This is a genomic window from Flavobacterium sp. KMS, assembly GCF_000813005.1.
Lineage (GTDB): Bacteria > Bacteroidota > Bacteroidia > Flavobacteriales > Flavobacteriaceae > Flavobacterium.
This window is the reverse complement of sequence record NZ_JSYP01000015.1, coordinates 1-26,184: the sequence shown is the minus strand read 5'-3', so window position 1 is coordinate 26,184 and position 26,184 is coordinate 1. Positions and strand designations below refer to the sequence as shown.

Below are 26,184 nucleotides of genomic sequence, written 5' to 3'. Positions count from 1 at the left end.
AAGAGTAAATTATGAGTAAAAATCTACATCTTGTTCCAGTATTACCTCTTACTAAAGATCAAAAATTTGATAAAGCGATGGGGTGCTTAACCTTGTCTAAGGCAGGAGTGTTTGTCGTTGAAATTATACCTACAGCTGGGCTTCATGAAAACGCTCCAAAAAAACCAGGTGCTTTTAAAAAATTAACTCAAGAAGAAGTTTTGAAAATGCCTGACATTGATGACAGGAAGAGATACGTTGCGGAACATGAAAAAGTAGTAGAGAAAGAAAAACAATACGTTGAAGATAAGAAAGCCTTTAACGAAAAAATTCTTGAAGAGCTTAAAACTATAAGCTGGTCTTGGGAAGTTGTAGGTAACGGAATGAAAGGTAAAACAATAGCACATAACAACGACTTTACTATTGGGATACCCAAAGATTATAAAAATGACATTTCTTTTCCGGAGATTCTGGTTGGTGGTGGCTTTGCCTGGCTTGAAGTTTTTACTAAAAATGATCCCGCTACTGGAAAAACACCACACGGGTTGTATGTTCGTGCTACTGGTATCCCTCAAATTGTACGTATCGCATGGACAGATCTTGATTGTAAACCCATTACAGGAAAGGTGAAATTTGGCTCTAAAATTCTTTTAAACATTTATACAACTCATATGTATGGACAAGATTTAGAAGTTGGATTATGGGATAAAGACACTGCAGATCCTAATGATTTACTGCCAATTTCTAATAAGGATAACTTTGGATGCGAAGTGTTAGTACATAAATTACTTGAAAATGAGGTAAATAAAACCGGAATTTCTGGAGGTATAAAAGTAAAAGGTAAAACAGAATCACATGTTCAGAAAGTTAGAATTCCTGTTTTAATTGATGCAAAATGGATGGCTAAAGCAGGAAGTTCCTTGAAAATTTTCCCTACAGTAAAATCAAAAGAAACAGGGAAATTTTTAAAAATACCTGAAAATTGCTTTTTAGAAGTAGAAATAAAGGGAGAAAAACATGAGACTGTTACAGAACCTACCAATAATCCTGTTCTTGTTGGGAAAGTAGAAACTAATATTGCTAGTTTCAGCCCATGTAGATACGATAAAATTGAATTAAAAAAGCAAGACAAAGCAGGATCTACAATCCTTTTTGATTCGTCAAAAGATGAACAAAGAGCAATAAAAGATCTTGGAATAGAAATAGTTACAGGGAAGAAAGAAACATACCTTTTAGACTTTGATTTTCAAACCTTAGAATGCGAAAGAAAACCAAAACATAATACTCAGGAAATAATCATACTAACTATTCCAAAAGATTATGAATTAAAAATCGATCCAAGCTCTAAAGCAGAGCATAAGGTAAAAAAAGAAGAAAAAGAATTAGTAAAAACCGAATCGAGTAATAAAACTTCGACGATGGGTGCGAAGACAACACAAAAAGAAAGTGTTGCTTCAGAAAAAGGAATTGTAACCGTTAGGCAGAAACAAATTGAGTTTGATGCGTTTTATAATTACGATATCCCACAGGACGCTAATGCCCTAACAACTTTTTATAAAGCAATGAAGTATTTCTGGCTGCCCAATTTAAGCGCAGATAAGATAAATACTCTTACTGCAGTCGCAAAAAGTTGTGCTTTTCAGCAAAATATAAATATTGCAATCTATCCCGACATTAAATGGACATTAAAATTTGGCTTTAATGTAAAGAAGGAAGATATTGAAAAACTAAATAGAAAAGGAGGGGATTTTGCGCCATTAAAAACCTTTGAAGATAATGCTAAAGAAAAGGATGAGGCTAATTTTAGAGCTAATGAAAACGATACAACCGAGAGAGGCAAAAAAATTAATGAGGCTAATTTAAGACGGAAAGAAACCTTAGATAATGCTGAAAAGTACTTTACTCAAAAATATGATCTAAAACCTAAAACAACAGAAGTCGCACCAGTAGACAAAGGAACAAGTTTTAAGCAGTTGCTTGAGATTATGAAAAGAATGACTGTGTCTTTAGAAGAAGAACATTATGGTGGGGACATAAAAAATGAATTAACTGAAAATTTCGTAAAGCAAATTTACGAACAGTTAAGACCAGTAATTTTATTAGCTGGAAAAGCCATAGGTATTATAGAAGGGGATTATGATCAGAAAGGATATACTCCAACGCAAGAAAAAAGTATTGATGGCTTGATGGATAAGCTCAAAAGAAAAACTGTAGAATATGAAATATTATATCCTAAATTATCATTTGCAGGTTCTTGGTATTATGAGCAAATTGACGCCAAAAAATATCCAGCATTAGCAGGAAGACAAGGATTGGGTATAGATTTAATGCTAAAAGCTGGTCCTCTTTTAGGAGTCTCCATAAAATGGGATATTTTAGAACTTTTATGCAGAAGACATCCTATTGCTTATGCAGTATTAAAAGCTATTGATGCCTTATTATACATATTAGCAGACGATTCAAGCGCTATAACTTGTGAGTTTTCAGTATCAGGACAAATAGACACTACTGTAGATTTTCAATATAATAGGCTGGCAGGTTTTAAAGAAATTAATGCTAAGGGGAAAACCAGTATTAAAACAGCTCTGGAATTTAAAATAAATATTGCGAATACATATAAAACACTTGGATACGAAGCTATTTTGCAATTAGGATTTGGAGCTGGAGCTGAAGCAGGAATTGGCGTAACTGATTTTTACGGAATTGATAATAAAGGGTTTTTCGCCAAGAAAGAATTAGAATTTGAAGGAATTAAGCTTTCGTTTTCGGCAACGGGTATAGCCCAGTTTAAAAAAGGGGATAGTGTAAATTTAAAGAATAGTAAACCTTTATTTGAAATAGGAGGATCTATAGAAGGAGAGGTTACCTTTTTGAATTACAAATTTGAAACAGATAAAATATATTTAATATCATGAAAAAAATAATTGTTCTATTATTAATTAATTGCAGCATTACAGGTTGTGCACAAAAAGAAATAAAAAAAGAAGACATAATGAATCAGGAAAACATAAAAAAAGTAGCAAATATTTACAAAGAAGTAAAAGAGTACAATTATAAGCCTAGTTATACCCTGCATATTGAAAAGGTTTCCAATTTTACTTTCGAAGCTTTGGTAAATGATGAACAATTGATAAAAAATTATAATTCAAAGAATTTCACAGGTTCTATGCCAATTAATGAAGCGTTACTACATTCTGGAAAACAAAAACTAACAATCCGAATGACTCCTTTAAAAGATGATAATTTTATTATGGCAAAGGAGATTGACATGGAAAATATAGCATTGAAGCTTAGTATTAATTATGGAGAATACGGAAAAGAAAAAGTAAAAGATTTTAAAGAAGCTCTAAGATATGAACTACCCAAGCAAAAAGGAAAATTGCCTTATTATGAAGTACATTTAGAATTTGATGTTCCAGTACTACCTTATGAAAATGATATACAAGGATGGAAAAACGGTGTAGATTTAACTAAAGAAGATAAAGATAAACTGTTGAAAGAAGTAGAGAACTTCTACAAAGAAATAATAGGATATTATGATGCCAAGGATGTAAATGCTATTGCTGGAAAATATTACAATAGGCAATTAGAATTAGATAAAATGGGATACAGAAATAAGCCTGAAGATTCTCAAATGCTAATAGAAGAATGGATAAAAGATGTAAATGATGTTAAGCCTTTTGTATTTGAGGATTACGCCATGCGATTTTATGGAAATGGAAAAATGGTTGCTTTAGTAAGAACTGATAAATACTATTTTAATTTTTCAAATTTAATACGCGAAGATGCTGAAGGGAATGTTCAAACTTACATAATGTACTTGTACCGTCCCAAAGCTGGAGGACCATTAGAGGTTATAAGGTAATAAGATTCACTTATTTAAAATTAAAGTTTGTAAGTTCATTTTTAAGTAAATATCACTAAAAGTGGGTATTGTATGAAGCTATTAGATAGTATAGTTTTGAGAGATTAATTTTATATATTTAATATTCCGAATAAAGTTTTAACAATAAATAATCCTAAAAAAAAAGACAAATGAGTTTTTTATCCAAATTACAAATCGATGGGGAAGAATATAATGTTCTTGAATTTAATATTAATTTTAAACAAGAAATTGATACCACAAGTAAACCAACTGGGGCTGCCAAGGGCGGTGTGGTAAAAATGATTATTGAAGCCAACCAAAATACTAATTTTTTGTCATGGATGTTAAATAGTGATTTGACTAAGGATGGAAAAATTGTTTTTTACAGAAGAGATGCACTGAGCAAAATGAAAGAACTTAAGTTTGTTAAGGCTTTCTGTATCAATTACGAAGAGCAATTTACAAGTACTACCGAAGTACCAATGAAAATAACTATGGAATTAGTAGCTAAAGAATTGACTTTTGGAGATGCTAAATTCTCAAACAACTGGATTGCTTTAGATTAAATTTTAAAAAATTTATTAAAAATAAGTACATATTATTATGGCACATTTCTCAGAACAAGTACATATTACTATAGGAAGTTTTTCTCAAAACATTGTTTATTATGATTTAAAGCTATCCCAAAAAATGGCCGATCATCATCATTTTTCATTTATCTGGCAATATACAGGTAAAGCAATTATTAAACCAGCCGATCAGGCAAAAGCTTTAAGGAGTTATTTAGGAGATGAAGTTATTTTTACTTTTAAAAGTCTTACTGGAATTAGACTTATGAGTAAAGGAATAATTACAGAACTCTCTTCTGTAGATCTTCATGGTAGCCCAGTTGGTTTGCATGTAACAGGAATAAGCCATACTATTGTTCTGGACGATATGAAAAAATCCAGAACGTATTTAGAAAGAGGAATGGACGATATTGTACTGGGAATTTTAGGTGAAGGACCAGGAGAGTTTTACCAACGAGATTCTATAAGGTCTACGTATCTTAAGGAATTTAAATATATGGCACAGTATAATGAAACCAGTTTTGAATTTCTGAAAAGATTGGCAACACGTTATGGACAATGGTTTTATTTTGATGGTATGCGTATGCAGTTCGGACAAACTAAAACTAGTAAAATAAAACTTATCAACGGAGCTTCATTGCATAGCTTTAAGATACAGACTAATATGACAGCACACAAAATTTCGTTGGCTGCATATGACTATAAAAATGCAAACAATATTCGAAATTCGGCTTTAAAAACAAGTACAGGTAGTAAAGATAGTTTCTCCTCAATTGTAGGATTTAATCAAGGAACCGTCACTCAAGGTGATCTAAGTACTGGTGCTTATACAACCAATGCTCAAAACAAAGAAGAAATAGACGAAATGGTTCAATTGCAAACCGCAGGAAACGATGCCAATAGTGTTTATTATAGCGGGATATCTTACTTGCCTTTAGGAATAGGACAGGTATTTACAATAGTAAACCAAACTGTAGAGCATGAACTTATTGTTACAGAAGCAATACACCATTCTGAAGTACATGGAAATTATTCATGTGAGTTCAAAGCAATTCCTTCGGATGTAGGTGCTCCGGATTATACTGATGTGCATGTTTTTGCCAAAGCAGAGACGCAACCAGCTAAAGTAAAAGACAATAATGATCCTGAAGCATTAGGACGAGTTAAAGTTGAGTTTTATTGGGCAGGTGGTACTACCACAAGCGAATGGATACGTATGATACAGCCCCACTCAGGTGTAGGTAAAGGATTTTATTTTATCCCAGAAATAGGAGAAGAAGTATTGGTCGGTTTTGAAGGGGCTAATGCACAGAATCCATATATATTAGGAACACAATACAATGGTAAAGAGGCATCTGGTTACGGATCGGCTCAAAATGATTTAAAAGCTATCCATACCCGCTCAGGAATTAAAATGGTTTTTAATGATGCCGAAGGCAGTGTTTTAATTGAAGATCCTAGTGGGAATACTTGGGAAATGGATGGGAAAGGAAATATAAGTGCAAATGCTCCTAAGAACTTTACACTTAATGCTGGAGAGGATTTTGCTATTTCGGCAGGTAAAAATGTAACTATTACAGCAGGTGAAAACATAGAAAATTCTGCGGACAAAGATATCATACAAATTGCGGCAAAAGATATCAATCAAACTGCTGCGGGAGATTTTACTGAGAATGCAAATAATAAAACAGAGATAATAGAAAAAACACATATAAGAAGTTCTCTAGAATCGACTCAGCATGCTGAAGAAGTTACCATTTTTAGTACCAAAGAAAGTATGCTTTTAGAAAGCAGTGCCAAAACGGTAGATGTAAATAGTGCAGAGAAATCGAATATGTTTTAATTATCTAAGAAATTATTTATGGCAATTACTAAAACCGCTAAAAATTTTTATACTACAGTTGACAACAAGTATTATGGCATTTCGCAGAAGTTTATTGAAACAGCTGAGAAAGTTGAAATCGTTGCAACCGATAAAAATCTTACATTGATTTCGAACAAAAAGGTACAACTAAAAGGTAATAAACAATAGTATGGGGAATGTAATACTTGGAGAACCGAGGTTTAAAAAACCAGAAGTAGTAGTGAAATCCGATGGTAAAATAACTGATATTGTTATGTTTGTACCGGGTACTACTGACCCTATAAATACCAAAGGATTAAAACACGAAGCCAATAAGGATTATTGGCGTGCTAGTAACGAAAATTTTTGGGGAAAGTTAAAAGAATTGAAATTTCAGTTTCATGATTTACATATTGAAGATACATTTTTAAGTTGGTCTGGGGATAATAACACAGAGGAAAGAACTATTGCTGCAGATCGTTTGTTAGATTTATTTGTTAGAGTTTATCCTAAATACAAGAATAAAGAAGTCCACTTACACTTAATTGGTCACTCTCATGGCGGTAATGTGATTAATCAATTTACAAATTTGATTGCTACTGATAAAAGATTTCCTAAATTTTGGAAAATAAAAAGTATTACTTATTTATCTACACCTTTTTTTCAAAAAAAGCATCAGTTAAATCACGCTAAAGTACACAAGGAGTGTAAAATCATTAATGTTCATAATGAGTATGATATTACCCAACGTTTTGTGGCAGATTTTACATTGATAAATCTAGAAGTTTTTCTTAAAGATTTTCATTCTGACAGTTTTAAAAGAGGGATGGAAGTATTGGCAAGTGTAGATAAAAAAGCATTACAAGATAATGTTGTCGATTTTAGAATGAATGAGGAAGAGGCAATTATTATTTGGAGAGAAATGGCAAAAGTATTTCTTGGAGTTAATATTTTGACAAATCAATTCATTAAATATATTAAAAGTATAAACGTTGCTAAAGTCACTTTAGATAAAGAAAGAGATGAGTTTGTTGTTTTGCTTAAAAGCCTTTTAAAATGGACTTATGATGTACACGTAAACTTTAGTAGCATAAATAGTGGATATGGAAAAAGTAAGTTAGTTAGCAATTTGAATCTTACCCAAGGGGTAGCTGTATTAAATATCTTGTTTGATATAAAAACGGGTGTAAAAGATAGTTATATCTTAAAATTATTAGCAAAAGTATTTGCAGAAAGTCATGGTTTGACTGATAGTATTGATGATACATCTTGGTCACCAAAAAAACAAGCAGGAAGTTTAACTGTTGTTGATAGAAATATTACGACTAATGATTCCTATCACAGTAGAGGGAAAAAGGCTCAATTTGAGGGTTTTGCTACAGGAGTTGAAGGTGCTTTAAAAAGAAATAATTTAGAAGAACTATTAATGCGTTTGTTCAGCCAGTTTTTAGTACCAGCAACCCTTACAACGTTTAATAGCTATTTAGATTATGCAGAATATGCCGTAACAGGTGACTTAGATGCTCAAATCAAGATTTTAAGAAAAAATATACTAAACTATCAAAAGCTAGTAACTCTTTATCATGCGAATCTTGTTTCAGATAAAGATAAAAAAATAGATATGGCGATTAGACCAGGTGGAGTTCCTTATTTTGCAACTGTATCCCACGGTTTAAGTCATACTCAATTTTGGGAAAAAGTAGAAGCAGATCTAAGAAGTTCCTTTAGTTCAGGCATAAATACAGGTTATAAAAAGAAATAATTATGAAAAGCACTTACAAACTAATTCTCTATAGTATTATAATCTTTGTTATTTCTACGATAGGAATAACCTATTGGTATGTATCAGATCATCTTTTGTCTGATATGTCTGCTATGCCAATGAAATCATTGATGAATATTTCAATTTATATTGGACTTGTTGGGGCATTGATCCCTACTTTTTCTTTTTTAATAATTTATTTTTTAACTAGAAAAATAAAGAATAAATGGCTACTTTCTTTGGTGCTAATTATTCTATTTGCGGTAGTTTTAGCAATAGTTTATTGGTTTGTTTTGTGCGCGATATTTCAAGATCATGATAATCCACAATCTTTTATAAGTAGATTTTTAGGACTCTGATTAAAATAAAACATGCAGGTATTTAGCAAATTTTTATGCACCTCATTGAATTTAAACTAATAAAGTATTTATTGACAAACCTATGATATACATTCAGGTGTTAACTCAGAATACGGAAAAAGTTGATTTATGAAAGGGTTTGTGAGAGTAGAGTTATGTGGAGTTGCCGTTTTGCATATAAACCATAATTATTGAGAATGAAAGTTACAATAACAATTATTAAATATATAATATGTTTTCTTTTAAGTATATTTTCAGGAATGGTATGGATGAGAATAGAACTAGGAGAGCCTATTGAAGCTACAAGTTTTTTTTCCATGTTTAATGCACTATATGGATACATAATAATTTGGATAGGCGGATTTATTGGATTGGTTTCCTTTATTCCATTTGTATTAATCGACTTATACTATATTAAAAGAAAAATAGAAACTAAACTAAATCAAAATATTGCAAGGATTTTAGCCATTATTATTTTAAGCGGAATAATTACATTAATTCATTATGTTTTAGAATTCGGACTAAATTGGATATAAGTTTAGTTTTCACGAAAGTTGCATTATAGATAAATACGTTTGTAAAGTCATCGTTATAATCTCTCCCAGATTAACTAATGCCTAATTGTTAGGTTGAAAAGTATTAAGAATTTCATTTATTTAAGATGTATTCAGGATATAAAAAGAAATAAATATGAAAGACATTTTCAGAGTAATAATATATATTTTAATGTTATTATATACATCATTTTCGATAACAATAACTGTGTTTTTTTTAAACAAAATTTCGTATAGTCTTGCACTTAATCTTGATCAAATAATGCATATATTTATCAGTTTACTAATAATAAGCCTATTTTTATTTATCAGTTATCTTTTAAAGAAAGGTAAAAATTGGAGAGATTATTTAAAATATTTGTTGTACTTATTTTTCATACCATGCGTATTTCCAGCTATATCTATATTACTTTTTAGTTTCTTTTATTCAAACTTTTTTTATGCATTATCAGTTTATATTCCAATAGGAATATACTCTGGGATGGTTTACTTGATAGTAGATCGTTTCTTAATGGGTAAATTTGATTATAAGAAATTGTATATTATTAGATTAGCTATTATAATTCCAATTTTGATGATTACAACTATTTTATTCTTATTAATTAGAAATGGTGAAATAATAAAACCTTTGAAAGATATTTTAGATATTGAATCAAATTCATAATTTGATTGTATTTTGTTATAACGTAGAAGAAAAATCAAGAAGTTTATTTAGTTCGGGTAAAATCTTAGAGATGAAATTGAACATCTAAAATATCATTTTTACTCCAAGATAATTAAGCATTTATTGTAAAACTGCCAACCTATTTTTGGACGACTCATAGTTAGTATTATTTTAAAAATAAAAAATTAATTGATTTGAAAACAGCTAAATAAAAGGTTACTAAAAGTGCTATCATTGTTTTATTATTAAAGATTATTTTTTGGATTTTCTTAAATATTGCAAATATGCAAGATGCCGTTTGTAATGATTATATTTTGTTGTCTGGTTAACCTGATGTCTAAGATTGTAAGTTGATACCAGTTAAATCAGCTTTTCCACTTTTTAGGAATTCGTAAGTCATTCTATCTGCTTGACAATCTATGAATTGAATTCGTTTTAAGTTGTTATTTTTAAAGAACGTGTTAATAAGCAATGAATTTTGAAATATGACTCTGTTAAAAGAGCAGTTTTCAAAATAGCAATCTTTCAGAGTTCCATCAAAAAGGATATCGTCGATTTGCATTCCAATAAAAGAAGTATGATTCCACACTGCATTTATAACCGTATTATTAATGAATGCGCCTGATTTAAACTTAGCTTGGGTAAAATTTGTATCGGAGAAATCACAGCTTTTAATATGGCTTTCTAAAAATTCAGCTTTTTTTAGAGAACTGTTCTTAAATATATTGTTGGCTAAGCTAGATTTCTGAAAATGGCTTTTACTTATGTCGGTATTTGAAAAGTTACAGCTATCAATATGATTGCTTTTAATAAGATCCACTTCGATAAGATTTGCCCCAGAAAAATCACAACCTTTAATATAGTTTTTTAAAAATTTAGTTTCTTTTAGGGAACAGCTTTTAAATATATTATTGGCTAAGTTAGAATTCTGAATGTTACTGTTACTTATGTTGGAATTGGAAAAATCACAGGTATCTACATTATTGTTTTTTAAAAGCAGTTCTGACATTTCAGAACCAACAAAGAAACAGCGTAGCATGTTTGACGAACTAAATTTTTCATGAAGATCTTTCAATCCAGAAAAGTCAGCGTCTACCCAATTTCCGTATGACATATCCCAACTTAGTTTTTTCTCCTCTTTTTCAGATTGTTTATTCAACGGTTCATCCAATGTTATCTCATTAACCTTAGATTGAAAGTTTTCTGAAAAATAATTAAGATCAACATTTAGAATTTCCGCTAGACGATTAAAAGTAGTGATGTCTGGCATTGATTCTCCGCGTTCCCATTTTCCTACTGCCTGAGAACTAATAAATAGCTGCTGAGCAAGCTGGGCTTGAGAAATATTTATTTTCTTTCTTGCTTCGGCAATTTTATTGCCAATAAGTTTAGTATTTAACATAGTACTTTTTTTATTTATTATTGATTCAGCAAAGGTATTTAGATACATTTCCAGAATATAAAAAACTCAAACACTTTTAGTTGTATTTACGCTATTTGTAGTTGCTATTTAGAAACTATCAGTTGTATTTTATAAACTAACTATCTGCTACATATAAAATGGTTCTAAAATTATCTTACTGGTTATTAAGTAAAAAAACTTCCGAGAAATCTGGAGTTTTTTTAAGATATAAATTTAGTTTTTTGCCTACTATTTTTGAAAGTAAAAATCAATAAAAAAACGAAAGTCTTCTGTTGATTAATGCCAGTTTTAAATTATTTAGGAGAAAAGAGTATTTTTAAAGAATATAATCGTCATAATTTTCAAGTATATTATAACAAACAAAATCTTACTTTGCTATTTTTTTCATAAATTAGCTAAAGTTTATATGGTTTTTTACTTTATAAACTTATTCTCAGCAAACTCACTTGCAAAAGCTTGAAGTAAAAAAGTTGTTATATTCCGTTCTTAAGTTGAATCTTTTTATCAACATTACAACATATCACTTTCTCTAACCTACATAAAGTTGTCATACCAGAAAGGGATATTAATTTTAAAGGATTAACCTCCTTTTCATACACTTTTTAAACCTATTTACCTTTGCCTTAAAAACGTTCAAATGTGAATTACCAAATCGCAAAAATAGTATGAAGCAAAAAATAGAAGATATAGAGCAGTCGATACATATTCAAGAATTCCTTTTGGCAATTAAAAGAAAATCTGATAATTTGATTAATTATTTTCTTTTAATTTTTTTCATTGTCGGTTTATTACTGGCCTTTTATTATGATACATGGCAAATAGCAATAGGAGTAGGCAGTTTACTACTTGTTGCTTATTATTCTTCAAAATTTGCTTTGCCAGAATCAGACTTTTATCAGTACGTACTCAGTACGATATTAGGTATTTTTATGTGTCAATACATTTATCAAATGCATGGTATGTTCGAAATGCATTTTACAGCATTTGTAGCAAGTGCAATACTTATTACTTATCAAAACTGGAAACTACAAATACCGCTTACATTAGTTGTAATATTTCATCATGCATTGTTTGGTTATTTGCAATATAAAGGGGTTAGCGAAATTTATTTTACCCAGTTAGATTATATGTCGTTGCAAACCTTTATTATTCATATAATACTGGCAACAACTATTTTTGGCCTTTGCGGATTATGGGCTTACCAATTTAAAAAATATAGTGAAGCACATATCAATCAAACATTTAGAAAACGTGAAATTGAGAATCAAGAGTTAAAAACTGCAAATTATGAACTGGATCGTTTTGTATACAGCACTTCGCATGATTTGCGTGCTCCTTTAAATTCAATGTTGGGTCTTATTGAAATTGCACAGGATGATACCGCCGAAGAATTAATGCTGGGACATCTTCAAATGTTAAAAGAAAATGCTAAAAAACTCGATAGCTTTATTTCCGATATCCTCGTTTATTCGCGTAATTCACGCATGGAAGTTCATAAGGAAAAAATAAACTTTAATGAACTTCTTGATGATGTAACCCAAAATTTAAAATTCATGGGAGATACCAATAGGAGGGTTGGTTTTAAAGTAGATATAATTGGTGATACTCCTGTGTACTCTGATAAAAATCGTTTGGTTACAATTTTAAATAATCTTATTTCGAATTCAATTCGGTATCAAAACGCACAAATTTCAAACCCATTTATAAATATTAAAATAGTAACTTCTAATATCGAGACTAATATCATTGTGCAGGATAATGGTATTGGTATTAATAAAGAATTACACTCAAAAATATTCGATATGTTTTATCGCGTATCTCAAGAATCAGTTGGTTCAGGCCTTGGACTTTACATTGTAAAAGAAGCAATAAATAAACTCAATGGAAATATAAAAGTTCAATCTGAAATTGGCCAAGGAACCACCTTTGCTATTAAAATTCCAAACAAGTAAATTAACTTAATCTATGGAACAGACAACAACACCACCGTTTAAAAAAATTCTCGTTGTAGATGATAACGCAACAGATCGCTATATTGCCAATCGTATGGCAGAGAAGTATTGTTTTGCCGAAGAAATTGTTTTATTAGATTCAGCACCAGATGCTCTCGAATACCTTCTTTCATTAGAAAGTACGCCTGATTTACTCCCTCAGCTGATCTTCCTTGATATCAATATGCCTGGAATGAATGGTTTTGAATTTCTGGAGGAATACATAAAATTCTCTGAAATAATAAGAAGAAATTGTTTTATCATAATGATTACTTCTTCTACACATCCTGATGATCTTAAACGTGTAGAAAATATTCCATCGGTAATCCGTTTTCTTAACAAACCACTCGATAGAGATAAATTTGAACTTATAAAACTTGAGTTTTCATTAAAAAAACAATTTATATAATCCTAGGTTTATAAAGCGAGAGGTGGTTAAAACCATATAAGCAAGAGTATCTTTTGGTATTGCAAAAATTACTGTATGAAATTAGGATTAAGAATAATACAGCTATCAGGGTTTGATTAAAGTCAATAGTTTTATTTTTTGTAGTATCATATGATTTAAGTATTTTAATCTTAAAAAATTGATTGATAACTACATAAAGATACTGTTTTCTAGAATATAAATTTGACGAAATATAAATTTGGTTTATAACAGATACTTTTTAATTATTAGGTATTACTCTTCAAGTTAATTTTCCAATATCTCTCTAATCAATGATAAAATGATTTGTGAATTGTTTTATTATTTCTTCATTCCAAAAAATTAAAAATCAGATAAAATAGTATAATTTAAAGCTAATATACTATATGCCTTAAATTTAGATTGCATGTAGGTTTGCTTAAAAAAGTAAACTTAAAAAATGAGAAGATATCTAAAAGTAAAGTATTTGTTTTTAATGGCTATTGTAATTTTTTGTAGACAATTAAATGCACAAAAAACAGATCATTTGTTGTTGACACCACCAATGGGATGGAACAGCTGGAATACTTTTCATACTGATATTAACGAAAAAATGGTAATGGAAACTGCCGATATTATGGTTTCCTCAGGAATGAAAGATGCAGGTTATATTTATTTGGTTCTTGATGATGGATGGATGGCGATGGAAAGAGATAATCAAGGTAATCTGGTGCCTGATCCTAAAAAGTTCCCTAATGGTATAAAAGTCGTTGCCGATTACGTTCATTCTAAAGGATTAAAATTTGGATTGTATAATTGTGCAGGAACATTAACCTGCCAAAAATATCCAGGAACACGCGGTTATGAATATCAGGATGCTAGAAATTATGCTGCTTGGGAAATTGATTTTTTAAAATACGATTGGTGCTTTGCCACGGGTATAAATGCCAAAGAAGCTTATACTACTATGAGTAATGCCTTGAATAAAACAGGAAGACCTATTGTATTTAGTATTTGTGAGTGGGGAGTAAACAAACCTTGGGAGTGGGGCGAAGGAGTTGGTCAGTTATGGCGTACTACCGAAGATATATATCAAATTTTTGATTCGGTGCATGATGAAGGAACCTGGAATTCTCTAAGTGTGATGCATATTGCAGATTTGCAGTCTAATCTTCGTAAATATTCTGGTCCGGGACATTGGAATGATCCCGATATGCTCGAAGTAGGTAATGGAATGACTTATGATGAAGATAAAGCTCATTTTTCTCTTTGGAGTATGATGGCTGCACCATTAATTGCAGGTAATGATATCCGAAAGATGTCTAAACAAACTTTGCAGATTCTTACTAACAAAGAGGTGCTGAATATCGATCAGGATGAATTAGGAATACAAGGATTTAGATATCTAGATAAAGACGGATTGCAAGTTTGGTGCAAACCTCTTAAAAACGGAGATTGGGCCATTTGCTTTATAAATCGTAAAACCGAATCTAAGTCTGTAAGTTTTGATTGGAGTAAAGAAAACATTGTAGATGCTATTTATAAATATACTTTAGATAATAAGAACGTATACAACTTATTTGATGTTTGGAGTAAAAGAAATACAGGAACAACTTCCAAAATACTAAAAGAAACTATAGCACCTCACGGTGTTTTGATGTATCGATTAAGCAAAGCATAATTTTTTATCAAAAAATAAATAAGACAATTCTAAAACTTTAATTCAATTGATGACTACTGCATTTACAAAAAAACAACTCATAATCATTATACTTTGCTTTATATCAGGGAAATCATTTGCTCAACAAAATAATCGTTGGCAAATTACTACCGATGGAGCTATCTCATGGAACATCAATAATATACCTCATGACGACCATATTGAGATGAGCGGAAAGAAAATTTCCTCAGTAATTAGATATGGAGTTGCTGCAGATAGTTCTTTTCATGTAACCCGAAGTTTGGTATGGCCTATGTTAAGGACAATCCCGAACAATACGCACGCGAGCCTTACTCGTAGGTTTGCACAAGATCATCTAAAATTGGTAACGGTTAACAATAAGGCTATCGAGAATGAAAAAGTAGTTTCGATTGCGCTTAACGGGACATTATTAGTAAAAAGTAAAGTTGGTAAAACACTTGAGTTAACCCGACAATATTTTCCAACAACGACAGAGGCAAGTTATTGCGAAATATATACTATCAAAAATATTTCTGGAAAAGGATATACTGTAGAAATTCCAAAATCGAATACCATTTATAATACAGATCCAATAAATGGAACTGAAGGAAGTTATACTATCCAATCTAAAGTTTTAAATGATGGTTATTTTAATCTAAAGCCAAATGATATAATTAGCTTTTCGGTTCTTTATTTTGCTGGAAAATCTAATGAACCGTTACCAGAACTGAATGCTGAAAATGAGAAAATGAAGCGTCTGGAATTGGTTAAAGAATTATCGAATAAATTGGTTTTAGAAACACCTGATACTATATTGAATACTGAATTTGCTTTTGCAAAATTAAGGGCTGCCGAAAGTATATTTGAAACCAAAGGCGGGCCAATGCATGGACCGGGCGGAGAAGCGTATTATGCTGCAATTTGGGCAAATGATGAAGCAGAGTATATAGGACCATTTTTTCCTTTTTTAGGATATGATTATGGCGATAAAGCATCTCTGAACGCTTATCTTCATTTTGCCCGATTTATTAATAAAGAATACAAACCAATTCCAAGCTCGATTGTTGCCGAGGGTACAGATATTTGGGATGGAGCAGGGGATCGGGGAGATGCTGCTATGATTGCTTATGGAGCTGCGCGTTATGCTCTTGCAAAAGGGAGTATTAACGAAGCCAAACAATTATGGCCATTGATAGAATGGTGTCTTGAATATTGCAATTTAAAACTAAATGCGGAAGGTGTTGTTACCTCAGATTCAGATGAATTAGAAGGGCGTTTCCCTGCTGGAAAAGCAAATCTTAATACATCATCGTTATATTATGACGCGCTAAATTCAGCAATATATTTAGGAGCTACTTTAGGGAAAAAGGAAGCACAACTTGCAACTTATAAAACTCAGGCAAAAAACATAAAATCAGCAATCGAAAAATATTTTGGTTCTACTATCGATGGGTATCAAACCTATAAATACTATAAAGAAAATGATGTTTTACGTGCATGGATATGCACCCCATTAACGATGGGTATTTATAATCGAAAAGATGGAACTATTGCAGCATTATTTTCACCTAAACTATGGACTCAAGATGGGTTAGCAAGCCTTTCGGGAGATAAAACTTTCTGGGACAGGTCGACTTTATACGCTTTAAGAGGCGTTTTGGCAGCAGGCGAAACCGAAAAAGCAATAGATTTTTTACATTATTATTCCACGCGTCGTTTATTAGGAGATCATGTTCCTTATCCTGTAGAAGCTTATCCTGAAGGAAATCAGCGTCATCTATCGGCAGAAAGTGGTTTGTATTGTAGAGTTTTTACCGAAGGATTGTTTGGTATTCGCCCAACGAGTTTAAAAGGCTTTGATTTCACACCTCGTCTTCCAATATCATGGCCAGAAATGGGATTGCGTAATATTCATGCATTTGGGCAAGACTTTGATATTGTTGTGAAAAGAGTAAACAAAAAATTAAAAATTACAATCTCGGATAAGAAAAAAATATGGTTAGATAAGGTTATTAATGAAGGAGATACTATTAAGTTATTATTTGATAAATAGTTTATTGTATATCTTTATATAAAGTGTTTATTTAGTATATATTAAATATAATATTCTTCTTTTTTTTCGAAATAAAAGAAAAAAGTAAAGAGCCAGAAATGTAATAATTCTGTAATTTTGAAAAAAAGAGAAATGCAGACAGAAAATATTACCCTTAACAAACAAGTATTTACATTATATATTCAATATCAATCTGACGATAATCTGCGTAAAAAGTTTAATCAACTTACAAATGAAGTATGGGGATTTGACTTTGAAAATTATTACAAATCCGGATATTGGGATGATAACTGTATCATTTATTCTTTGTTTATTGATGACCAGATAGTTGCTCACACTACAGTAAGTACATTTGAAACTATTGTTGGAAACGAGTCTATTGTTTTGGCTCAATTAGGAACGGTAATGACTCGTCCTGATTATCAAAAACAAGGATTGTCACGTTATTTGATGGAAAGAATTTTGCAAGATTATAAGGAAAAAGTAAGCGGAATGTTTCTATTTGCCAATGATTCTGTTTTGGACTTTTATCCCAAGTTTAATTTTTCAGCAGTACAAGAATTTCAAGCGAGTGCGCCTATAGTGTTTAGAGAAAGCAGTTATCAAGTTAAAAAACTAAATCTGGATGATTCTAATCAGCAAAAATTATTAGAAACGTATGTAAAGAATTCAATACCAACTTCATCATTCGATACTAAAAATCTTGGGTTGACTTTTTTTTATTGCTATGCTTATCCCGATTTTGGTTTTAAAGATTCTATATATTATATCGAATCCTTAAATACAATTGCCATTGTACAAAAAGAGGAAAACACCATGACTATACTTCAGCTTTTTCAGATGAAAGAAGAAAATATAGAAGATGTAATTCTTGCTTTAGCAACGCCAGAAGTTGATACAGTACTATTTGGATTCAGTCCCTTAAACGCAGATTATAATTATACAATTCATAAAGAGGAAGATCTAACGTTGTTTGTTTCACCAGAATTAGAAGATTTATTCAATACCCAAAAACTGATGATTCCGATATTATCTCATACATAATATTACAATTACGACATATCGATTATCTCAAATAATAGATTGTGTTTATCTCCAAGTTTTTTCTTTAAGCGTTGTTTGCTCTTTTTTACGGCATCTAATGTAATACCGAGCAAACTTGCAATTTCGGAATTACTGAATCGCAATTTTTGGAGCATTATAATTTTAAGATTAGAATCCTTTAACTCTGGAAAATCCTTCATTAAAGCTTCATAAAAACCATTGTATTCTTTTTTAAATTCTCGTTTAAAAGTATTCCAGTTTTCATCTGTCATTAAATGGGAGTCCAATAATTCCTGTAGTTTTCCTTTTTCTAAATGATAAGACGGAGATTGTTTTATATTTTCTAGTTCTAGTTTTAATTTAGAAATCTGAATATTTTTATTGTGCAAAAATTTAATGTGTGCATCAAGATCAAGGTTTGCATCATTAAGTTTTTTCTCGTAGTTTCTTTTTTCTATTTTATGATCTATTATTTTTTTATTATATTCTAAGCTGTTATTTTTCAGTCTTTTCTTAAAAGAGATGAAGATAAAAATTGATAATAAAATCGCCAAAATAACAAGCAGTATATAGATATTCTTCATCTTACTTTCGTGTTCATATTGCAGTTGTGTATTCTTGACCCTATTTTCATATTTGGCTTTCTGTACAAACCAATTTGCCCTTGTTAAAGCAGTTTCGCCATCTGTTTTAAGTAAAGATTCTTCTATTTTTTTAAGTTCACGTCTTAATGATAATTCTTTTTCAGGATCTTTCCCGTTTAATATATTCAGTTTTAATTCGATAATATCTTTTAAAGAATTATTGTAATAAGGTTTGGACAAAGCAATTTTTTCGGCTTTTTGTAATAATACATTTGCTCTGGATGTATCTTGTTCTTTTAAAAGAATTTTAGCCATTAAAATAGAGGCATACATGCTGTTTTTCTCGTCTTTATATTTTTCTGAATAATCGATATCTTTTTGCAAAAGCTCAAGAGCAGTTTTATAATCTCCCTTTTTTTCATAAATGAGCGCTTTGTCACCAAGTGCTTTTGCATAGCGTATATTATCACTAATAGGTAAAGAGACAGCAATGGTTTTATCAAAATAATACATTGCTGCAGGAAAGTTTTTTTCTTTAAAATAATATACTCCTATGGCATTTAAAACACTTGCATATTCTGGAGAATTAGTCTTAGTATAATGTAAGGACTTCTTTAAAAATTTCACAGCCAAGTCTTCATCATCAATGGTAGTCATTATCCAACCAAAAATTTTAAAAGTTTCTCCTGGAAGAATCATTTTGTTGGGATTTATGCTTTCTGTAGCATCAATCGTTTTTAATAAAGTTGGGATAAGCTTGTCTATTTCTCTGTAATAATACAGGTATTTAGAATAATTCATTTCTGTCCAGATTACTAGCGAAGGATCATTTATGTCTTTTGCTTTTTGGATAGAAAGTAAGTAATAAGTATCGCTTAGAGAATTTGTTTTATCAAAAAAACTAGAATAGCCATTTGCCAGCAAGGCATAGTAAAGGATATTATATTTCTTACTCGAAGATTGGAGTAAAGGAGCCAAAAACTTTTTTAATTGTACAGAGTCTTTTTGAAAATCTTTCTCCTGAAGAATGATGCGCTCAATATTTTCACGTGAATCTTGTAACGGAATTGTTAGCGTTTGTGAATATGATTTAGATAAAAAAGTAAAAATAAAAACAGTGAATAGAATTCCTGTTCTTTTTATAATATAAGCCATGCGTAAGGAATCATTGATTTGCTAAAATACAAAAATATGAATCCATGAGAAGTAATATTTAGTATAAAATAGATATGCTATAAATGACTATTTATAAGGTTTTTAAAGACGAATACAGCATTTGTCCCCCATTTGTCCACCCCATATTTTATAATAAGAATCCTTTCTAGATTAGTTTTGCGCACACTTCAGAGAGCCGTTTCAGGCAATAAATCAAATTAATTATGAAAAAAAAATACTTTGATAAAGTAATGTCAAAACAGTCATATATAGTCATATGCATGTTATTTATTTTACTAAACAAAGTTTCCGCACAAAAGGTATTAGACAATGATATACTTCGTTTTGGTACAGGAGCAGAAAACTCTGTAAATCCTGCGGGAAATTTACAGCAGCCTTTTTATTTTAATTCTACATCATCATTATGGGCAAAGCTTACTTATCAGGATTATCCTTTTGATAATGCCTATTATATTGATGGGGATGGTTCTAGTGAATGGAATACAAATGGATTTTCGTCGATTAATGGAACCTTAACAAGCCAAACAATTGATTATTCGAAGTTTATAACTACTACGTCGCCAAAAGGTTATGGCACTATTGTTTCCAAAGGAAATATTACAATTAATGGATCTTTATTAGAGGTCGAAAACACATATACATTAGAACAAAACTCAAGTTTTATCATAATTAATATAAAAATTAAAAATATAGGTACAGCTCCAGTAAGTAATGTAAGATATTGGTCGGGTACAAAAGATGATTTTATCGGGACTAATGACAACCCGCTAAAAACAAGAGGAAATATAGTTGGTGATGCTTTTGTTCCTTTAACTACAAGTAGTGATCGTGCTAAAGCGCTTAAACTTTTTTCGGGAGAAGAAGGAGTCATAATTTTTTCAAATTCTGATCGTGCCAATACTATTATTCAGATATGTTGCCAATGGAACTATGTAATTAATCAAAACCCAAATACAAGTGTTGTTAGTAGTGGAGCCACTGATGGTTCTTATGGTTTTTTTGTTAGATTAAATGATCTTGCGGTAGGAGAGAGTGATGAATTTAAGTGGTATTATGCTGCGGGTAAAGTTGTAGAATTAGAAGAAATAATTAAAGATATCGCTAATGCAAGTGGAACAATAACAGATATAAAATATACATCGGCAGTTTTTAAAACGTTATCACAAACCGATGTAACAGGATATTATGTAGTTGTTCCTGCTGGATCGCCACGACCTACAATAGCTGAAATAAAAAGCGGGGTAAATTATGGAGGTGTAAATGTTGCAGCAAGTGGCACTTCGGCTCTTACAGCCAATACACAAAAATCATATCCAATTACAGGACTCACGCTTAATACATCTTATGACTTTTATTTCGTTACAGAAGATGGAGGTTCCTCTTATTCAACAATATTCCATTCTCCATTTACCACACCCGATATACTTAAATTAACTAAAGCATCAGAAGATAATGTTTCATGTAACGGAAAAAACGATGGTTCAGCTTCGGTTACTACTTTAGGCGGTACACCTACTTATACTTATTCATGGTCACCGTCAGGCGGAAATGGTACAAGCGCAACAAATCTTAGCCCAGGGAATTATGTCGTAACAGTAACCGATAGTAATAACGAAATGGCAACTCAAAACTTTACAATAACAGAACCTGATGAACTTGTTGCTACAATCGATACCCAAATAAATGCAGATTGTAGTACACATGCTAATGGAGAAGCGACTGTAGGTGTAACAGGTGGAACTGGAGTCTATAAATATAGTTGGAACACCATTCCTGAGCAAACTACAGCCACAGCCACAGGATTGTTACCTGGTACTTATATTGTAACTGTAACAGATGAAAAAGATTGCAGCACTACAGAAAATGCAACTATAATAGTCGAAGATATAATAGTCCCAAGCGCTATAGCTCAAAATATAATTGTTCCGCTAGATGCTAGTGGAAATGTAACAATTAATGCTACGCAAATAGACAATGGTTCTTATGATAATTGTGGTATTGTTGAGATGGTACTTGATAAAACAACTTTTAATTGTAGCAATATTGGACCCAATGTGGTGATATTTATGATAAAAGATAAAAGCGGAAATTTAACTTCAACATTACGAACAGTAACTGTCGAAGATAAAATAAAACCAAATGTTGTAACCCAAAATATAACCGTTCAGCTTGATGCCACAGGAAGTGCAACTATTACACCCATTCATATTGATAATGGTTCGAACGATGCTTGTGGTATTGACAGTATGACACTCGATAAAACTGTTTTTCATTGTAGGAATGTTGGAACAAATACGGTAACGCTTACAGTAACTGATAGACATGGAAATTCGGCAACCGGAATTGCAATAGTAACTGTCGAAGATAAAATAAAACCAAATGTTGTAACCAAAAACATAACAGTTCAGCTTGATGGTGCAGGAAAAGTAAGTATTAACGCTACAGATATAGACAATGGATCTAATGATGTTTGTGGTGGTAGTATGATGATACTCGATAAAGTCTTTTTTGATTGTACTAATATTGGAGTAAACACAGTGAGACTAACCGTTACCGATGTTAATGGAAATTCAGCATCAGAAACGGCTACAGTAACTATCGAAGATAAAATAGCTCCAACTGTTATAACAAAAAACTTAACTCTTCAGCTTGATGCCACAGGAAACGCTATTATAACTGCAGCCGATATCAATAATGGTTCTACAGATAATTGTGGAATTGATAGCATGATATTAGATAAAACCACTTTTGACTGTATAAATGTTGGAGTAAATACAGTAACACTAACTGTTACCGATGTTAATGGAAATTCAGCCTCAGAAACAGCAATAGTAACTATCGAAGATAAAATAGTTCCAATTGTTGTTACACAGAATATAGTAGTTCAGCTTGATGCTACAGGAAAAGCTATTATAACTGCCGCTCAAATAAATAATGGATCAAGTGATAATTGTGGTATTGACACAATGATCCTCAATAAAACCACTTTTGATTGTACTAATATTGGAGTAAACACAGTAGCACTTACCGTTACCGATATTAATGGGAATTCAAAATCTGAAACTGCAACAGTAACTATCGAAGATAAAATAGCTCCAAATGTTATAACTCAAAATATAAATGTCCAGCTAGATGCTACAGGAAATGCAACTATTAATGCTACGCAAATAGAAAACGGTTCTACAGATAATTGTGGTATTGACACAATAATCCTTGATAAAACTATTTTTGATTGTACTAATATTGGAGCAAACACGGCAACACTAACCGTTACCGATATTAATGGAAATTCAGCATCAGAAACTGCAATAGTAACTATCGAAGATAAAATAGCTCCAACTGTTATAACAAAAAATATAACAGCTCAGCTTGATGCCACAGGAAGCGCCATTATAAGCACAGCTGATATCGATAATGGTTCAAGTGATGTTTGTGGTATTGATAGCATGATATTAGATAAAACCACTTTCGATTGTACAAATGTTGGAGTAAATACAGTAACACTAACTGTTACCGATGTTAATGGAAATTCAGCATCAGAAACTGCAACAGTTACTATCGAAGATAAAATAGCTCCAACTGTTATTACAAAAAGTATAATCGTTCAGCCTGATGCTACAGGAAATACAACTATTAATGCTACGCAAATAGATAACGGTTCTACAGATAATTGCGGTATTGATACGATGATTCTTGATAAGACAACTTACGATTGTACGAATGTTGGAATAAATAATGTGACACTTACTGTTACTGATAAAAATGGAAATTCAGCGACTGGAACTGCTGTTGTTACTATAAAGGATTTGATTGCCCCAAATGTTATAACCCAAAATATAACTGTCCAGCTAGATGCTACAGGAAATGCAGCAATAATTCCAGCGCTGATTAATAATGGTTCTAATGATGCTTGTAGTATCGATATGTTGGTACTCGATAAAACAGCTTTTACTTGTAGTGATATTGGAACAAATACCGTAACACTTACTGTTACAGATTTTAATAGAAATTCAGCGTCTGGAACTGCTGTAGTTACTGTAGAGGACAAAATAATTCCAACTGTAATAACGCAGGATATTACAGTACAGCTCAATGTAACAGGAACTGTGAGTATTACTGTTAATGAGATAAATAATGGCTCTACAGATAACTGTACTATCGATAAAATGTTACTAGATAAAACCACTTTTGATTGTAGTAATATTGGAATCAATACAGTAACACTTACCGTAATAGATCAATCAGGAAACAGAGGTTCAGCAACAGCGATTGTAACAATTCTTCCTATTCCAGAACCAACATTCCCGAGCCTTACACAAGAATTTTGTTTAATAGATGCGCCTAAAATAAGAGATATAGCTGTAAATGATAGTATTAATTTAAAATGGTTTATCGATGCTACATCAGCCCAAAGTCTTTCATTAAATACAAGTATAATTAGCGGAACCTATTATGCAGCTACAAATTATGGTAATTGTTATAGTAACCGTATTCCTGTTACAATCATTGTTAAAGATACATTAGCTCCCACAGGCAATGACGTGCAGTATATATGTAAAGAAAAAGAAGCAACAATTACAGATCTTATTACAAACGAACAAGAGGTGTTGTGGTACGAAACCGCAACAGGAGGTGTTCCTCTGACATCGACTACAATCTTAGAAGATAAACATAAATATTATGCATCCTACATAGGAGCAGAATGCGAAAGTTCTAAAAGGCTAGAAGTAGAGATTATTATTAGGTATTGTGATGTTGTCGTCTATAACGGAATTTCTGCCAATGGGGACGGAAAAAATGATTCCTTTTTTGTAGAAGGAGCCACAACTTTTCCTGATAATAAACTAGAAATTTTTAATAGTTGGGGAAGTTTAGTTTACGAAGCTAGTCGTTACGGACAAGACGATAATCTATTTAAAGGATTTGGTAATAAAGGATTAGGAAACGGTACTGGTTTACTTCCGTACGGAACATATTATTATGTATTTAGCTTTACAAATCATGATAATAAGCGTATTACAAAAACAGGCTTTTTGCATCTAAATCCTTAATTCACAAAATCAAAAAAACAAATGAAATTTAATTATATACTAGTACTGGCATTTACATTTACACTATTTTCTGCCAGAGCTCAACAAGATGCTCAATTCTCCGATTATAAGCTAAATATGTCGAGTTTTAATCCCGCTTTTGCAGGTTTTTTTGACGGAAGCGTATTACTGATACATCGAACACAATTTGCAGGATTTGATGGTGCACCCGAAAGTCTGAACTTAAATGTCAATATTCCGCTTACAATGAATATGGGAGCAGGACTTAATGTTTCAAGTGAAAAATTAGGAGTAACCGAAGAATTAATTGTGACAGGAGATTATTCCTATACCATTTTTACAGACGAAATAAATATGCTTTCGTTTGGTCTAAAAGCAGGTTTTAATGTCCTTAATGTAGATTATACACGTCTTGATGTACAGAATACAAATGATCTAAGTTTTGAAAATAATATAGAAAACAGAATATCTCCAAGAATAGGAGTTGGATTTTTATTCAATACACCAAATTGGTATATAGGATTATCTACGCCCAATTTTATTAAAGAAAGTTATGATCCAACTGTTGCAGGATTATCGGTAACAAAACCTCAAATTTATTTTACAACAGGATATCAAACTGCGCTAACACATGAATTGTTATTTAAACCATCCATACTAGCAAAAGAGGTTCAGGGATCACCATTGGCAATAGATTTTGCTCTTAATTTTGAGTTTAAAGAAAAGTTCAGATTTGGAGCATCCTACCGTTGGGATTCGGCTATAACTGGAATAATAGGAGTTAATTTGCTTCAGGATTTTCAAGCCGGTTATGCTTATGATCATAACATAAACGGATTAGGTAAATACGCACCGTCATCACATCAATTTTATTTAAAATATACATTTAAACAGTCTAAAAATATGCGTAGGGAATGTGGTTGTAGCTTTACAGATCCTGTTAATAACCTTGGTTTTTAATCTTTTATTCGCTTAGCTTAAAAGATAAATATCCACATAATCTATGATTAAAATTAATGTATTTTAACCCGTTGTGAGCAATTAATTTTAACACATAGAAACATAGGTCTTGTCCGCACAAAAAAGGCGTTTCACTTGTTTTTAAATGCACATAGCTAGCTATGTGAAAGGAATGTATTTCTTTTTGTTCTCTTTTTTACACATAAAAGCTATGTTTCTA

At 31.4% G+C, this 26,184-nt stretch carries 17 protein-coding genes; 15 read left to right on the top strand and 2 right to left on the bottom strand.

Annotated features, from left to right (window positions below):
- Positions 1 to 11 precede the first annotated feature (11 nt).
- The 8 genes from OA93_RS15635 (at position 12) to OA93_RS15605 (ending at position 8,913) form a co-directional block, all read left to right on the top strand.
- Positions 12 to 2,894 carry a hypothetical protein gene (locus OA93_RS15635; RefSeq protein WP_039114334.1) on the top strand — a complete coding sequence of 961 codons (2,883 nt, stop codon included), beginning with the start codon at positions 12 to 14 and terminating at the stop codon, positions 2,892 to 2,894.
- Positions 2,891 to 3,844, top strand: coding sequence for a hypothetical protein (locus OA93_RS15630; RefSeq protein WP_039114332.1), 954 nt, complete (start codon positions 2,891 to 2,893; stop codon positions 3,842 to 3,844). Before OA93_RS15635 ends, OA93_RS15630 begins: the two co-directional genes overlap by 4 nt.
- Before the next feature lie 170 nt (positions 3,845 to 4,014).
- Positions 4,015 to 4,410: a type VI secretion system tube protein TssD gene (gene tssD / locus OA93_RS15625; protein WP_039114330.1), complete on the top strand. Its 396-nt coding sequence runs from the start codon at positions 4,015 to 4,017 to the stop codon at positions 4,408 to 4,410.
- 37 nt (positions 4,411 to 4,447) lie between these two features.
- Positions 4,448 to 6,256 (top strand): phage baseplate assembly protein V, encoded by a 1,809-nt coding sequence (locus OA93_RS15620; RefSeq protein ID WP_039114329.1) that lies wholly within the window; start codon positions 4,448 to 4,450, stop codon positions 6,254 to 6,256.
- A gap of 18 nt (positions 6,257 to 6,274) precedes the next feature.
- A complete protein-coding gene (locus OA93_RS25125; protein ID WP_165572113.1) occupies positions 6,275 to 6,445 on the top strand; it encodes a hypothetical protein in 171 nt (56 codons plus the stop codon).
- A 1-nt stretch (position 6,446) separates the two neighbouring features.
- A complete protein-coding gene (locus OA93_RS15615; protein ID WP_039114328.1) occupies positions 6,447 to 8,018 on the top strand; it encodes a hypothetical protein in 1,572 nt (523 codons plus the stop codon).
- A 2-nt stretch (positions 8,019 to 8,020) separates the two neighbouring features.
- The gene (locus OA93_RS15610) at positions 8,021 to 8,377 is read left to right on the top strand and encodes a hypothetical protein (protein WP_039114327.1); all 357 of its coding nucleotides are present in this window, start codon (positions 8,021 to 8,023) and stop codon (positions 8,375 to 8,377) included.
- Positions 8,378 to 8,646: 269 nt separating this feature from the next.
- A complete protein-coding gene (locus OA93_RS15605; protein WP_131474487.1) occupies positions 8,647 to 8,913 on the top strand; it encodes a hypothetical protein in 267 nt (88 codons plus the stop codon).
- Positions 8,914 to 9,932: 1,019 nt separating this feature from the next.
- Here the strand turns inward: OA93_RS15605 and OA93_RS15595 are convergent.
- Positions 9,933 to 10,997: a pentapeptide repeat-containing protein gene (locus tag OA93_RS15595; protein WP_039114502.1), complete on the bottom strand. Its 1,065-nt coding sequence runs from the start codon at positions 10,995 to 10,997 to the stop codon at positions 9,933 to 9,935.
- A gap of 686 nt (positions 10,998 to 11,683) precedes the next feature.
- On the opposite strand from OA93_RS15595, the gene OA93_RS15590 reads away from it, so the two are divergent.
- From OA93_RS15590 to OA93_RS15570, 5 genes are all read left to right on the top strand, one after another.
- On the top strand, positions 11,684 to 12,970 hold the full coding sequence (locus OA93_RS15590; RefSeq protein WP_039114324.1) for a HAMP domain-containing sensor histidine kinase: 1,287 nt from the start codon (positions 11,684 to 11,686) through the stop codon (positions 12,968 to 12,970).
- A gap of 13 nt (positions 12,971 to 12,983) precedes the next feature.
- Positions 12,984 to 13,418, top strand: coding sequence for a response regulator (locus OA93_RS15585; RefSeq protein ID WP_039114323.1), 435 nt, complete (start codon positions 12,984 to 12,986; stop codon positions 13,416 to 13,418).
- A 457-nt stretch (positions 13,419 to 13,875) separates the two neighbouring features.
- Entirely contained in the window at positions 13,876 to 15,096 is a 1,221-nt protein-coding gene (locus OA93_RS15580; protein WP_039114322.1) for a glycoside hydrolase family 27 protein, read from the top strand.
- 49 nt (positions 15,097 to 15,145) lie between these two features.
- Positions 15,146 to 17,149, top strand: coding sequence for a hypothetical protein (locus OA93_RS15575; RefSeq protein ID WP_039114321.1), 2,004 nt, complete (start codon positions 15,146 to 15,148; stop codon positions 17,147 to 17,149).
- A gap of 132 nt (positions 17,150 to 17,281) precedes the next feature.
- The gene (locus tag OA93_RS15570) at positions 17,282 to 18,193 is read left to right on the top strand and encodes a GNAT family N-acetyltransferase (RefSeq protein ID WP_039114320.1); all 912 of its coding nucleotides are present in this window, start codon (positions 17,282 to 17,284) and stop codon (positions 18,191 to 18,193) included.
- A gap of 8 nt (positions 18,194 to 18,201) precedes the next feature.
- Here the strand turns inward: OA93_RS15570 and OA93_RS15565 are convergent, their stop codons facing one another.
- A complete protein-coding gene (locus OA93_RS15565; RefSeq protein WP_039114319.1) occupies positions 18,202 to 19,932 on the bottom strand; it encodes a hypothetical protein in 1,731 nt (576 codons plus the stop codon).
- A 224-nt stretch (positions 19,933 to 20,156) separates the two neighbouring features.
- Here OA93_RS15565 and OA93_RS15560 point away from each other — a divergent pair, with 224 nt between their 5' ends.
- Positions 20,157 to 25,004, top strand: a complete 4,848-nt coding sequence (locus OA93_RS15560; RefSeq protein ID WP_039114318.1) for a gliding motility-associated C-terminal domain-containing protein — start codon at positions 20,157 to 20,159, stop codon at positions 25,002 to 25,004.
- A 21-nt stretch (positions 25,005 to 25,025) separates the two neighbouring features.
- Positions 25,026 to 25,964: a type IX secretion system membrane protein PorP/SprF gene (locus tag OA93_RS15555; RefSeq protein WP_039114317.1), complete on the top strand. Its 939-nt coding sequence runs from the start codon at positions 25,026 to 25,028 to the stop codon at positions 25,962 to 25,964.
- Positions 25,965 to 26,184: the final 220 nt, after the last annotated feature.

Excerpts from the sequence above, each read along its gene's own strand:
- OA93_RS15635 (WP_039114334.1), top strand. The coding sequence starts at position 12 with ATGAGTAAAAATCTACATCTTGTTCCAGTATTACCTCTTACTAAAGAT.
- OA93_RS15630 (WP_039114332.1), top strand. The coding sequence starts at position 2,891 with ATGAAAAAAATAATTGTTCTATTATTAATTAATTGCAGCATTACAGGT.
- tssD (WP_039114330.1), top strand. The coding sequence starts at position 4,015 with ATGAGTTTTTTATCCAAATTACAAATCGATGGGGAAGAATATAATGTT.
- OA93_RS15620 (WP_039114329.1), top strand. The coding sequence starts at position 4,448 with ATGGCACATTTCTCAGAACAAGTACATATTACTATAGGAAGTTTTTCT.
- OA93_RS25125 (WP_165572113.1), top strand. The coding sequence starts at position 6,275 with ATGGCAATTACTAAAACCGCTAAAAATTTTTATACTACAGTTGACAAC.
- OA93_RS15615 (WP_039114328.1), top strand. The coding sequence starts at position 6,447 with ATGGGGAATGTAATACTTGGAGAACCGAGGTTTAAAAAACCAGAAGTA.
- OA93_RS15610 (WP_039114327.1), top strand. The coding sequence starts at position 8,021 with ATGAAAAGCACTTACAAACTAATTCTCTATAGTATTATAATCTTTGTT.
- OA93_RS15605 (WP_131474487.1), top strand. The coding sequence starts at position 8,647 with ATGAGAATAGAACTAGGAGAGCCTATTGAAGCTACAAGTTTTTTTTCC.
- OA93_RS15595 (WP_039114502.1), bottom strand. The coding sequence starts at position 10,997 with ATGTTAAATACTAAACTTATTGGCAATAAAATTGCCGAAGCAAGAAAG.
- OA93_RS15590 (WP_039114324.1), top strand. The coding sequence starts at position 11,684 with ATGAAGCAAAAAATAGAAGATATAGAGCAGTCGATACATATTCAAGAA.
- OA93_RS15585 (WP_039114323.1), top strand. The coding sequence starts at position 12,984 with ATGGAACAGACAACAACACCACCGTTTAAAAAAATTCTCGTTGTAGAT.
- OA93_RS15580 (WP_039114322.1), top strand. The coding sequence starts at position 13,876 with ATGAGAAGATATCTAAAAGTAAAGTATTTGTTTTTAATGGCTATTGTA.
- OA93_RS15575 (WP_039114321.1), top strand. The coding sequence starts at position 15,146 with ATGACTACTGCATTTACAAAAAAACAACTCATAATCATTATACTTTGC.
- OA93_RS15570 (WP_039114320.1), top strand. The coding sequence starts at position 17,282 with ATGCAGACAGAAAATATTACCCTTAACAAACAAGTATTTACATTATAT.
- OA93_RS15565 (WP_039114319.1), bottom strand. The coding sequence starts at position 19,932 with ATGGCTTATATTATAAAAAGAACAGGAATTCTATTCACTGTTTTTATT.
- OA93_RS15560 (WP_039114318.1), top strand. The coding sequence starts at position 20,157 with ATGAAAAAAAAATACTTTGATAAAGTAATGTCAAAACAGTCATATATA.
- OA93_RS15555 (WP_039114317.1), top strand. The coding sequence starts at position 25,026 with ATGAAATTTAATTATATACTAGTACTGGCATTTACATTTACACTATTT.